General features: G+C 70.0%; 9 protein-coding genes. 8 read left to right on the top strand and 1 reads right to left on the bottom strand.

The window, feature by feature from the left end; all coding sequences use genetic code 11:
• The first annotated feature begins 131 nt into the window (after window positions 1–131).
• The 7 genes from ACFYX4_RS27550 to ACFYX4_RS27520 all read left to right on the top strand — a co-directional run bounded on the left by ACFYX4_RS27550 (window position 132) and on the right by ACFYX4_RS27520 (window position 8,885).
• Window positions 132–1,394: an ABC transporter substrate-binding protein gene (locus ACFYX4_RS27550; RefSeq protein WP_389338876.1), complete on the top strand. Its 1,263-nt coding sequence runs from the start codon at window positions 132–134 to the stop codon at window positions 1,392–1,394.
• Between the two features lie 20 nt (window positions 1,395–1,414).
• On the top strand, window positions 1,415–2,380 hold the full coding sequence (locus ACFYX4_RS27545) for a carbohydrate ABC transporter permease (protein WP_389338873.1): 966 nt from the start codon (window positions 1,415–1,417) through the stop codon (window positions 2,378–2,380).
• Between the two features lie 17 nt (window positions 2,381–2,397).
• The gene (locus tag ACFYX4_RS27540; RefSeq protein ID WP_389339011.1) at window positions 2,398–3,273 is read left to right on the top strand and encodes a carbohydrate ABC transporter permease; all 876 of its coding nucleotides are present in this window, start codon (window positions 2,398–2,400) and stop codon (window positions 3,271–3,273) included.
• Window positions 3,274–3,297: 24 nt separating this feature from the next.
• Window positions 3,298–6,162 carry a glycoside hydrolase family 2 TIM barrel-domain containing protein gene (locus ACFYX4_RS27535; protein ID WP_389338870.1) on the top strand — a complete coding sequence of 955 codons (2,865 nt, stop codon included), beginning with the start codon at window positions 3,298–3,300 and terminating at the stop codon, window positions 6,160–6,162.
• 119 nt (window positions 6,163–6,281) lie between these two features.
• Entirely contained in the window at window positions 6,282–7,277 is a 996-nt protein-coding gene (locus ACFYX4_RS27530) for an ATP-binding cassette domain-containing protein (protein ID WP_389338867.1), read from the top strand.
• Entirely contained in the window at window positions 7,277–8,080 is an 804-nt protein-coding gene (locus tag ACFYX4_RS27525) for an ABC transporter permease (RefSeq protein ID WP_389338864.1), read from the top strand. The genes ACFYX4_RS27530 and ACFYX4_RS27525 overlap by 1 nt, the downstream gene beginning before the upstream one ends.
• A gap of 4 nt (window positions 8,081–8,084) precedes the next feature.
• Window positions 8,085–8,885: an ABC transporter permease gene (locus tag ACFYX4_RS27520; RefSeq protein ID WP_389338861.1), complete on the top strand. Its 801-nt coding sequence runs from the start codon at window positions 8,085–8,087 to the stop codon at window positions 8,883–8,885.
• A 342-nt stretch (window positions 8,886–9,227) separates the two neighbouring features.
• On the opposite strand, the gene ACFYX4_RS27515 is transcribed toward ACFYX4_RS27520, so the two are convergent.
• The gene (locus ACFYX4_RS27515) at window positions 9,228–10,391 is read right to left on the bottom strand and encodes a hypothetical protein (protein ID WP_389338858.1); all 1,164 of its coding nucleotides are present in this window, start codon (window positions 10,389–10,391) and stop codon (window positions 9,228–9,230) included.
• A 285-nt stretch (window positions 10,392–10,676) separates the two neighbouring features.
• Between ACFYX4_RS27515 and ACFYX4_RS27510 the strand changes: the two genes are divergently transcribed.
• On the top strand, window positions 10,677–12,041 hold the full coding sequence (locus tag ACFYX4_RS27510; RefSeq protein WP_389338855.1) for a jacalin-like lectin: 1,365 nt from the start codon (window positions 10,677–10,679) through the stop codon (window positions 12,039–12,041).
• Window positions 12,042–12,450 lie beyond the last annotated feature (409 nt).

Raw genomic sequence — 12,450 nt, 5'->3', positions numbered from 1 at the left:
TCGTGCAGACTTCGTCCAACCCCTTGCCGAAGCCTTAGCCGAAGGTTAACGTCCCGCACCGCAACGCCATTCGAGCCATCTGGCGCTGAAGCCGTGTGAGCCGCAGCCGTACTCGAGACAAGGACGTCAGCATGTCGGCAATGAGCAACAGCAACTGGTCCCGCCGTTCGATCTTCCGCGCCGCGGCGGGCATGGCAGCCGCCGGCAGCCTGGCCGCCTGCGGCGGCAACACCGGTCGCAGCAGCGGGGGTTCGGGCACCAACCTGGTGCAGTACTTCCACGCGTACGGCGAGGCCGGCGTCGAGCAGGCCGTCAAGAAGTACGCCAAGGCGTACGACAAGGCCAACGTGACGACGCAGTGGATCACCGGCAACAACTTCGACCAGAAGCTGTTCCCCGCGCTGCTCACCGAGAACGCGCCGGACGTCTTCGAGTTCCACCCGCAGATCCAGCTCGTCAAGAGCGGGCAGGTGGCGGACCTGACCGACATCATCGAGCCGGTCAAGTCCGACTTCAACCAGGCCGACATCACCTCGCACACGGTCGACGGGAAGATATACGGCGTCCGGATGATCGACGACCCGCAGTTCTTCTTCTACCGGCCCTCGCTGTTCGAGAAGGCGAACGTCCAGGTGCCGACGACTCTGGAGGAGCTGATCGAGGCCGCCGCCAAGCTGAAGACCAGCAAGGTCAAGGGCGCCTACCTCGGCAACGACATCACCCCGGTGCAGAGTCCGCTGATCTGGTCGGCCGGAGCCGACACCCTCACCGCGGACAACAAGCCCGCCTTCAACACCGACGCCGTCGCCGACGGCCTGAAGCAGCTGCGCTCGCTGTTCACCAGCGGCAACCTGCTGCTCGGCGCCCCCACCGACTGGTGGGACCCGTCGGCCTTCGTCCAGGGCCTGACGGCGATCCAGTGGTGCGGCATGTGGGCCATGCCGGCCATGCAGAAGGCGCTCGGCGACGACATCGGCGTCTTCCCGTTCCCCAAGGTCGGGTCCGCCGGCAAGCAGTCGGTCTACAACGGCGGCTGGTCGATGTTCGTCAACGCCAAGGGCAAGAACGTCGAGGCGGCCAAGGAGTACGTCAAGTGGCTGTGGATCGAACAGAAGCAGTATCAGGAGGACTTCGCCACCTCCTACGGCTTCCACATCCCGCCGCGCACCTCCATCGCCCAGTCCGCGACCAAGCTCAAGACCGGTCTGCCGGCCGAGGGCGTCAAGCTGTTCAACGAGTTCGGGCACTTCGACAACATCGGCTGGACCCAGGCGATGATCGCCGCGATCAACGACGTGGTGGCGAACAGCGTCCGCAAGGACGGTGACCCCAAGGCCCAGCTCGCCGCCGCCGAGAAGAAGGTCGACGCCGAGCTCAAGAAGCTCTTCGGATAGACCGCCGGACGGATCGCGACATGTCGACCACCATCAAGAGCGGGGTCGCCCGGCCCGCCCCGGCCAAGGTCTCCAAGGACCGGCCGAGGCGGGGCCTGAGGGCGAACACCACCTTCAACTTCTGGCTCTTCACCGGGCCGTTCCTCATCGGCCTGGTGATCTTCGTCTTCGTGCCCATCGGCTGGAGCCTGTATCTCAGCTTCTTCGAGGCACGGTTCACCGTCACGCCGAGCGAGTTCGTCGGCTTCGAGAACTACCGGCAGATCCTGTCGGACACCGACTTCAGGAACTCCCTGGTCACGTTCACCGTCTTCGCCGCCTTCATCGTGCCCACCACCTGGGCGCTGTCGCTCGGCCTGGCGCTGCTGGTGAACCGGCTGCGTTTCATGCGGGCGTTCTTCCGGTCGGTGTTCTTCCTGCCGACCGCCGTCAGCTACGCGGCCGCCGCGCTGATCTGGAAGATGTCCATCTTCAACGGCGTCCGCTTCGGCATGGCCAACACGTTCCTCGGCTGGTTCGGGATCGAGAACATCGCCTGGCTCGACAACCCCGATCCGCCCTGGTACTGGCTGGTCATCGTGACCGTCCGGCTGTGGCTGCAAGCCGGCTTCTACATGATCCTCTTCCTGGCCGCGCTCCAGAACATCCCGCGCGAGCTGTACGAGGCGGCGGCCCTCGACGGCGCCAAGCCGGGCTGGCAGACCTTCCGCCACATCACGCTGCCCCAGTTGCGCGCGACGTCCACCGCGGTGATCCTGCTGCTGCTCATCGCCGCCTACCAGGCCTTCGACGAGTTCTTCATCCTGCTCGGCAAGGCCACCTGGGGCATGCCGCCGCTGGTCGAGCTGTACAAGATGGCCCTGGGAGAGAACCAGAACTACGGCGCGGGCAGCGCGGGCGCGCTTCTCCTGACCGCGCTCATCTGCCTCGTGACCCTGTTCCAGGGCAAGCTCATGGGCTTCGGAAGGGGGGAGGAGTCCCAGTGACCACCACAGCACCCGACGTGACCACCACGGCACCCGACGTCCGCAAGCCGGTGCGGGCCAGGCGCCGCGGCGGCGTCATGAGCAGCACCGGTCTGTACATCGCGACCGGCGTCGCCGCCCTCCTCTTCCTGATCCCGTTCTATCTGATCGTCCGCAACGCCTTCATGACGGACCCGGAGATCACGGGCGAGGAGTGGAAGTGGTTCCCCACGGAGATCCAGTGGGGCAACATCACCGAGCCGTTCGACGACACCACGGTCGACTTCGCCCGGTCGATGTGGAACTCCCTGGTCGTCGCCGTCCTGCACACCGCGGGGATCCTCCTGGTCTGCTCGCTGGCCGGCTACGGCATCGCCCGCATCCCGTACAGGCACGCCAACAAGGTCTTCTACGCCGTCCTGGCCACCCTCATGGTCCCCACCGCCGTCACCTTCGTGCCGAGCTTCGTGCTCGTCTCGTCGCTCGGCTGGGTGGACACCTACCGCGGACTCATCATCCCGGGCCTGTTCAGCGGCTTCACCTGCTTCCTGTTCCGGCAGTACTTCCTGGGCTTCCCGAAGGAGCTGGAGGAGGCGGCGCGGGTGGACGGGCTCGGCTACTGGGGTGCGTACTGGCGTGTCGTCGTGCCCAACTCGCTGAACTTCTTCGCGGCGATGGCGACGATCACCTTCATCGCGGGCTGGAACGCCTTCCTGTGGCCCATGGTCATCGGCCAGGACCCCAGCGCATGGACGGTCCAGGTCGCGCTGTCGTCGTACGCCACCAACCAGACCGTCAACTACCACCTGATCTTCATGGCCACCGCGATTTCCATCCTGCCCCTGCTGTTCGTGTTCCTCTTCCTCCAGCGCTGGCTGGTGCAGGGGATCGCCCAGACGGGCATCAAGGGCTGACGCCTTCTCAACTCCGGGAGACCGATGTCTTTTCGCACTGCCACCGCCGTCGACTACGTCGAGGACGTCTCACCGGGCAGCGGGGCCCTCGCGCCCCGCGCCCGGTACGAGTCCGACGCGACATCCCTTTCACTGAACGGCAGTTGGCGTTTCCGTCTGTCGGAGACCGCCGACGCCGAGGACGACTCGTTCGCCGCTGAGGGGTACGACGCCGGGGACTGGGCCGAGGTCACGGTCCCCGGGCACTGGGTCCTCCAGGGCCAGGGCTCCCCCATCTACACCAACCATCTCTACCCCTTCCCGGTCGACCCGCCGCACGTCCCGACCGAGAACCCGACCGGCGACCATCTGCGCGTCTTCGACCTGCCCGAGGACTGGCCCGCCCTGGCGGAGGGCGGCGCCGTCCTGCGGTTCGACGGCGTGGAGTCCTGCGCCCGCGTCTGGCTGAACGGCACGGAGATCGGCGAGTTCAAGGGCTCGCGGCTGCCGCACGAGTTCGCGGTGGGCCATCTGCTGAAGGCCGCCGGCAACGTGCTGGCGGTCCGCGTCCACCAGTGGTCGGCGGGCTCCTACCTGGAGGACCAGGACCAGTGGTGGCTGCCCGGCATCTTCCGTGACGTGACGCTGCTGCACCGGCCGACGGGCGGCGCGCTCGACTTCTTCGTGCACGCCTCCTACGACCATGTCACGGGCGAGGGGGCCCTGCGCGTCGACTCCGACGTCGACGGACGGGTGATCGTGCCCGCCCTGGACATCGATGTCGCGACCGGCGAGACCGCGACGGCGGCGGTGCGGCCGTGGACGGCCGAGACGCCCCGGCTGTACGACGGCGAGCTGGTCACGGACGGGGAGCGCGTCCCGCTGCGCATCGGTTTCCGCACGGTCGTCCTGGAGGACGGCCTGATCAAGGTCAACGGCCGGGCGGTCCTCTTCAAGGGCGTCAACCGGCACGAGTGGCACCCGGAGAAGGGCCGCGCGCTCGACCTGGAGACGATGCGCGAGGACGTGCTGCTGATGAAGCGGCACAACGTCAACGCCGTCCGCACCTCCCACTATCCGCCGCACCCGGCCTTCCTCGACCTGTGCGACGAGTACGGGCTGTGGGTGATCGACGAGTGCGACCTGGAGACCCACGGCTTCGTCGAGCAGGAGTGGCGGGACAACCCCGTCGACGACGACCGCTGGACCCCGGCCCTGCTGGACCGCGCCGCCCGCATGGTCGAGCGGGACAAGAACCATCCCTCGGTGGTGATCTGGTCCCTCGGCAACGAGGCCGGCACCGGACGCGGCCTGACCGCGATGGCCGAGTGGATCCACGGCCGCGACGCCTCCCGCCTCGTGCACTACGAGGGCGACATCGACTGCCGTGACACGGACGTCTATTCGCGCATGTACGCCTCCCACGAGGAGGTCGAGCGCATCGGCCGCGACCTCGACGGCGGCACCCACAAGCGGCGCGAACTCCCCTTCATCCTCTGCGAGTACGGCCACGCCATGGGCAACGGTCCGGGCGGACTCGCCGACTACCAGCGGCTGTTCGAGTCGCACGAGCGGCTCCAGGGCGGCTTCATCTGGGAGTGGATCGACCACGGCGTCAAGGACGACCGCTACGGCTACGCGTACGGCGGCGACTTCGGCGAGGAGCTGCACGACGGTAACTTCGTCTGCGACGGCCTGCTCTTCCCGGACCGGACCCCCTCCCCCGGGCTGGTCGAGTTCAAGAAGGTGATCGAGCCGGTCGCGATCGACGGCGATGGCACGGACGGCACCGTGCGGGTGACCAACAAGCAGGACTTCGCGGACCTGTCGGCGCTGGCCTTCGAGTGGTCCTACCAAGTGGACGGCGAGACGGTCGAGTCGGGTGTCCTGAACGTGCCCTCGCTCGCCCCCGGTGAGTCGGCCGACGTCAAGCTGCCGGAGCCGCCCGCGGACGCGCGAGGCGCCGAGACGCAGTGGACCGTGCGGGCGCTGCTGGCGGCCGACACCCCGTGGGGGCCGAAGGACCACCAGGTGGCCTGGGGGCAGCTCCCGGTGGCCACCCGTCCGGCCCCCCGGGTCGCCCCCACCGACGGCCCTGTCGTCGGCGAGCGGCTGATCACCCTCGGCCCGGCCGCCTTCGACGCCCGTACCGGTGCGCTCAGGACGATCGGCGGGGTGTCCGTCGAGGGCCTGCGCCTGGACGTGTGGCGGGCGCCCACCGACAACGACGAGGGCGCGGCCTGGCAGTCGGACATCCGGCACGGCGCGCTGTGGCGCAAGCTGGGCCTGCACCGGATGCGGCACCGCGTCGACGCCGTCGAGCTCGGCGAGGACGCGCTGACGGTACGCACCCGGGTCGCGCCGGCCGCCTGGGAGGTGGGCCTGGCGACCGTGTACCGGTGGACGTCCGACGGGAACCGTCTGGGGCTGACCGTCTCGGTGACCCCCGAGGGCGACTGGACGGTGCCGCTGCCCCGGCTCGGCGTCCGCTTCGGCCTCTCCGAAGCGGACCGCGTGACCTGGTTCGGCGGCGGCCCCGGCGAGGCGTATCCCGACACCCGGGCGGCGTCGATGCTCGGCCGCTGGCAGTCGACCGTGGACGGCCTTCAGACGCCGTACGTACGGCCCCAGGAGAACGGCGCGCGTGCCGACGTCCGCTGGGCGGAGATCGGCGGGCTGCGGATCGAGGGCGACCCGGAGTTCTGGTTCACCGCCAGGCGCTGGACCACCGAGCAGCTGGACGCCGCGCGGCACCGCACCGACCTGGTGCCGGGCGGCACGGTGTGGGTCAACCTCGACCACGGCCAGCACGGCATCGGCTCGCAGTCCTGCGGGCCCGGCCCGCTGCCGCAGTACTTCCTGAACGCCGGGTCCGCCGAGTTCTCGTTCGTGTTCTCACAGGCCGAGTGATCGGCCCGCAACCGATCAATCGATTGACCGACTGATCGACATTCCGACACGGTGATGACGTCTCCCGCGGCCGGCCGGCTCCCCAGCCGGCCGGCCGCGCTTCACTGGAGGTTGACCGAGTGAGCGGCACCATCGAGGTGCGAGGCCTGTCCCGCACCTTCCACACCACCGTCCGTCGTCCCGGCTTCACCGGCGCGCTGCGTTCCCTGGTCGATCCGCAGCGGGTCGCCAAGCACGCCGTCTGCGACATCACCTTCGACGTGGGCGCGGGCGAACTCCTCGCGCTGCTCGGCCCGAACGGCGCCGGCAAGTCCACCACCATCAAGATGCTCACCGGCATCCTCACCCCCACCTCCGGCGAGGCACGCGTCGCCGGCGTCGTGCCCTATCTGGAGCGGGAGCGCAACGCCCGTAACATCGGCGCGGTGTTCGGGCAGCGCACCCAGCTGTGGTGGGACCTCCCGGTGCGCGAGTCGTTCGCGATCCTGCGGGACATCTACGAGGTGCCCAAGGCCGAACACGCCGTGCGGCTGCGGGAGTTCGACAAGCTGCTCGACCTGTCGTCGTTCTGGGACACCCGGGTGCGCCATCTGTCCCTCGGGCAGCGGGTCCGCTGCGACCTCGCCGCCTCGCTGCTGCACGACCCGCCCGTGGTCTTCCTCGACGAGCCGACCATCGGCATGGACGTCGTGGTCAAGGAGCAGGTCCGCGAGTTCCTGCGGCACCAGGTCGAGGAACGCGGCCGGACGGTCCTGCTGACCACGCACGACATGACGGAGGTCGAGCGGCTCGCCGAGCGGGTGGTGCTGATCAACCACGGCCGGCTCGTCCTGGACGGCTCCCTGGACGAGATCCGCCGCGAGTTCGGCTCCACCTGGCAGGTGCGGGCCACCCTCGCCGACCCGCACACCGACGTCGTGCCGCTGCCGGGCGTCGCGGTGCTGCGGCGGGAGGGCGCGCGCGTGGTCTTCGGCCCCGAGGGCGCCGACGCCCCCACCGTCCACCAGGCCCTGAAAGCGGTCATCGAACGGTACGAGGTGACGGACATCGCGCTCGACGAGGCCGACCTGGAGGACGTCATGCGGGCGGCGTACGTGCAGGCCGGGGACGCGTGATGGCCGTCCTGAACGCCTGGCGCGCGGCGCGCGTCACCCCGCTCGGCGAGCTGTACACACCGCCCCGGATGACGGCCGCGCTGCTGCGGCTGACCGTGCAGGTGGTGCTGGTGGCGTCCCTGTGGCGCGGCCTGTACGCGCAGACCGGCACCACCGCCGGCCTCGACCGCGACCAGGCGGTCACCTATGCCGTCCTCGCCGTACTGGCCTCCCGGCTGCGGGAGTTGGACCAGTTCGCGGGCCGGGACACGGTGATCCAGCACATGCACTTCGGCACCATCGTCTACTGGTACCTGCGTCCGCTGCCCCCGCAGCGCTACTACGCCCTGCGCGCGCTGGGCGAGCAGGTGTACGGGTTCGCCTGGGCGCTCGGCGGATACGTGGTCTGTCTCGCGGCCGGCGTGGTGCGCCCGCCGGAGTCGGCCGCGGTCGCGGGGGTGTTCGCGCTGAGCCTGCTGCTCGGGCAGTGGGTGCTGTACTACGTGATGCTCGCTCTGGACCAGCTGTGCTTCTGGACGTTGCGCAACAGCGCGGCGATGATGATCCTGATCTTCGCGCAGAACCTGCTGTCCGGGGTGTACGCGCCGCTGTGGTTCTTCCCGGACTGGTTCATCACGCTGAGCACGTTCCTGCCGTTCCAGGCCACGCTGAGCGTGCCGCTGTCGCTGTACGTGGGCCGCATCCAACTCTCGGAAGCACCGCTCCAGTTGGCGATCCAGGCGGCCTGGGTCGTGCTGCTCGGCCTGTTCACCCGGTTCCTGTGGCACCGGGCCGCCCGTCGCGTGATCTCCCAGGGAGGCTGAGCCCATGAACGGCGTCCGGATCATGTGGCGGGTCACGCGTCTCAACTTCCGTGCCCAGTTGGAGTATCGCTCCGAGTTCCTGATGATGATCGCGATCGGCGCGGTCTGGCAGGTCTCGGTGATCGTGTTCGCGACGGTGCTGCTGTCGAGGTTCACCGGGATGGGCGGCTGGGACAGCTCGGACGTCCTGCTGATCCCGGCGACGCGCATGCTCGCGCACGGGCTGTTCGTGCTGTTCCTCGGCCGGATGCACGGACTGGGCCGGCACATCCAGGAGGGGATCATCGACACCTGCCTGGTGCGCCCGATGCCCGTGCACCGGCAGATCCAGCTCGCGTACTTCCCGACCAACGCGATCGGCGACCTGACGGTGGCGGCCGGTCTGATGGCGGGCGCGCTCAGCCGCAGCGACCTGGACTGGACGGCGGGCCGGATCTCGTACCTGATCGCCGCCGTGCTCGGCGGGATGCTGCTGGAGGCCGCCCTGTTCACGGTGGTGGCCTGCGCCTCCCTCCGCTTCCCGGCCGCCGACTACTGGGGCCGCTGGCTGGAGGAACTCCTCGGCACCTTCGGCAGCTACCCGCTCAACGTGCTCCCGAGGGCCGTCGGCGGCTTCCTGACCTTCGGCCTCCCGCTCGCGTTCGTCGCCTACTTCCCGGCCGCGGTGCTGACCGGCCACGGCCACGACACCGGCGTACCGCACTGGCTGGCGGCGGCGTCCCCACTGCTGGGGGTACTGGCGTACCTGGGCGCGCGGCTGCTGTGGCGGTGGAGCCTGCGGCACTACTCGGGGGTGAACGGCTGAGGCGGGTGAGGCGGGGGTGAGCTGCGCGGCCCGTGGCATCCCGTGGCATCCCGTGGCGTCCCGCCGCGTCCCGGGTGCCGCACGGTCCACCCGGGACGGGGCGGTACGACGCCGGCTCCCCGCTGCCGGCTCCCCCGCCGTCGCCGTCCCGTCCCGGATGGACGTCGCTGGGCGTCCAGACCACGGTGTCGCCCGCGCACCGCGCCACGATGACCCTCGCGCGGTGTGTGCATGCCAGAGTGGCGTGCCCGGGACCGGGCCGCGACGCCTTTCCGGCAGGCCTTAAACCCGCAGTTCAGGCGGGATTCCCGAGAGGAGCGAGCCTGATGGGCCGGGCAGGTCCTAGACGCACCCGGGGACATCGCCCGCGCAGTTGCTCGGTTCGTTCTCCGTTACTTCGCCGGATTTGAGGGTTACTTCGGCGGCGGGGAAGTTGTTGATGCCGCCGCCCTTGCCGGTGGCGCCGTTGTTCGTCACCGTCGTGTTGTCCAGGGTCAGGCGGGCCGTGTCCGTGTTCGGTTCCTGTTCGTTGTTGAGGCCGCCGCCGTCGCGGCCGGCGCGATTCGTCAGGATGCGGCTGTCCGTCAGCAGCGTGGTGCCCTCGTTGTTGAGGGCGCCGGCGTCGCGGCCCGCCTGGTTGGAGACGAAGGACGTGCGGCGGATCTCCACCGTGCCGTCCTCGCTGTTGGCGAGGCCTCCGCCCTCCATCGCGGACCAGTTCTCGACGATCTCGCTGTCCTCGATCGTGACGTGCCCGTACGTGTTGACGCCGCCGCCGTCGTCCTCGCGGGCCTCGTTGTGCGCGATGCGGCTGCCCTCGACGATCAGCCGGCCCTCGTTGAGGATGCCCCCGCCGTCCTCGTCGGCGGCGTTGCCGACGACCGTGGAGTTCCTGAGCGTGAGGGTGCCCGTCGCGGTGTTGTTGAGGCCGCCGCCGTCTGCGGTGAACCGCGGGGGCTTGCTGACCACGTTCGTCAGGACGTGACTGTCGACGAGGGTGGCGCGCCCGCCCTCGTTGGAAATGCCGCCGCCCCTGCCGGTGGCGTAGTTCCCGGCGACCGTGCTCTGCTCCAGGTGCAGCGTGCCCTGGTTCCTGATCCCGCCGCCGTCACCGTCGATGAGCCCGCCCTCCACCGTCACGTCCCGCAGCGCGAGCCCGCCCCGGGCGTCGACCGAGAGCAGCCGGAAGCGCGAGGCCGCGTGGTGCGAGGAGCGGACCAGGGCCGAGTCCTGGCCGACGATCGTGACGCTCCCGGTGATGACCGGCAGGGCGTTCCCCGAGTTCTCGTGGTCGTCCTCGAAACGGTAGGTGCACCGCTTCCCCAGGGTGATCACACCGCCCCGCGGGTTCGCGTTGGCCTCCTCCACGGCGGCGATGAGACCGCCGGCGTCCCCGCACGCGACCCGTACCTCGACCTTCTGCGCCACGGCCGGCGTGGCCGCCGCGGCCACGCCGAGGCCCGCCACCAGGGCGGCCGGTCCGGCGAGCACGAAACACCTCTTCATGCGCTTCCTCTTCCTCGTCATGCGTCTTCCCGTACGGACGCGACAGACCTAGCACCTGCGCCGCGCCCAGCCCCGCAGCCGCCGTGCGGTACCCGGAAGTCCATACGAAAGGAGGCGCACGACTCCCCCGATGGCACGGCGCGCGCTACGGCCGGACGAGTGGATGTACCTCGTCCCTCACTGTTTCCTCAACCGTTCTCACCCATCACACTGTTGGCCATCGAACGTGAGAGGGGTTCACCTTCCGGGCCCCCAGCCCCTCGTCCCCCTGGAGACTCCCCCACCATGAGAAGACTCCTCGGCGCCCTCGCGGCCGCCGCCGTGGCCGTCACCGGCCTCACCGCCACCGGAAACGGCGCGACGCCCGCCTCCGCCTCCACCGCACCCGCCGCGTCCGCCGCCGTGAGCGCCTCCGCCGCCACCGGCACGTTCAACGTCCTGACGTACAACGTCGCCGGCCTCCCGGAGGGCCTCAGTTCGGGCAACCCCGCCACCAACACCCCGCTGATCTCACCGCGGTTGGCGGCGTACGACATCGTCAACGTCCAGGAGGACTTCAACTACCACGCGGCGCTGTACGCGGGCGACAACCACCCGTACCGCACGGCGACCAGCGGCGGCGCGGGCTTCGGTGACGGCCTCAACACGCTGTCGGACTATCCCTTCGAGGACTTCGAGCGCGTGCGCTGGACGGCCTGCACGGGCACCAACTGCCTGACGCCCAAGGGCTTCACGCTCGCCCGCGTGCGGCTCGCCGAGGGCGTCCACCTGGACCTGTACAACGTCCACACCAACGCCGACGCGACCGACGACGCCCTGGCGGCCCGGCGCGCCAACGTCGAGCAGCTGTCGGACTTCATCCAGGCGAACTCGTCCGGCAACGCGGTGATCGTGATGGGTGACACCAACACGCGCTACACCCGCACCGGCGACAACATCCGCACCCTCGTCGCCGAGAACGGTCTGACGGACGCCTGGGTGCAGCACGCGAAGGGCGGGGCGCCGCCGGCCCAGGGCGCGGACGCACTGGTGTGCCCCACGACCGCGCCACCCAACGGCTGCGAGGTGGTGGACAAGGTCTTCTACCGGGGCAGCAAGCTGCTCTCGCTCTCGGCGACGCGCTACAACAACGAGTGGGCGTCGTTCCTGGACTCCGCCGGCGCCAACCTGTCGGACCACTTCCCGCACACCGTCGACTTCTCCTACACCCTCAACTCGGCCCTCAAGGCGAGCGACTTCTTCGGCGGCCCGCACGGCACCGCGTTCAACGACGCGGACGACCTGCCGGCCGCCCCCGCCCCCCGCACGCTGACCCTGCGCGGCGGCTCCCGTCTCGACGGCGTCTCGCTGACCCACGACGGCGGCGTCACCCTGACCCACGGCGGCACCGGCGGCACGGCGACCTCCCTCACCCTCGCGGCGGGCGAGCACCTCACGTCCGTCGAGCTGACGCAGGGTCAGCGGAACGGTCGTACGCGGATCTTCTCGGCCTCCTTCACGACCGACAAGGCCCGCACGCTGTCGGCCGGCACCGCGACCTCGGACACGAAGACCTTCACCGCGCCGGCCGGCTGGCAGATCGTCGGCTTCACCGGCCGCGCGGGTGACGAGGTGGACAAGCTGGGCGTGGTGTACGCGCCCATCGGCTGAGACCGGGCCGGCTACCGCGAATGCGGCGTCCACTCGGGCACGGGGGACGGGCGGGGAGGGGCGGGCGGAGGGTTCGGGCCTCGGTTGGGGTTCTGCGGGATCGACGCGGACCCACCGGACCCACCGGACCCACCGGACCCACCGGATCCATCCGAACCGCCTGATCCGCCCGACCCGCCCTTGCCGCCACCGCCGTTGCTCCGGCTCCCCGTTCCGCCGCCACGGGAGCCGGACGACTTGCCCGAGCCGTCTCCCTCCCCTGACGACGATCCCCGCGGCTTCCGAGCCTTGGCGGTCTTCGACGGCGTCGGCGCGGCCGTGCGGGTCGCCGTCGCGGAGGGAGTCGGGGTCGCGCTCGGCGACGGGGACGCCGAAAACGATGCGGAGACGGACGGGGACACGGACGGAG

The organism is Streptomyces sp. NPDC002328 (genome assembly GCF_042890065.1).
In the GTDB taxonomy this organism is placed as follows: domain Bacteria; phylum Actinomycetota; class Actinomycetes; order Streptomycetales; family Streptomycetaceae; genus Streptomyces.
Note: the sequence above shows the minus strand (reverse complement) of the source record. Positions and strands in the feature narration are given on the sequence as shown.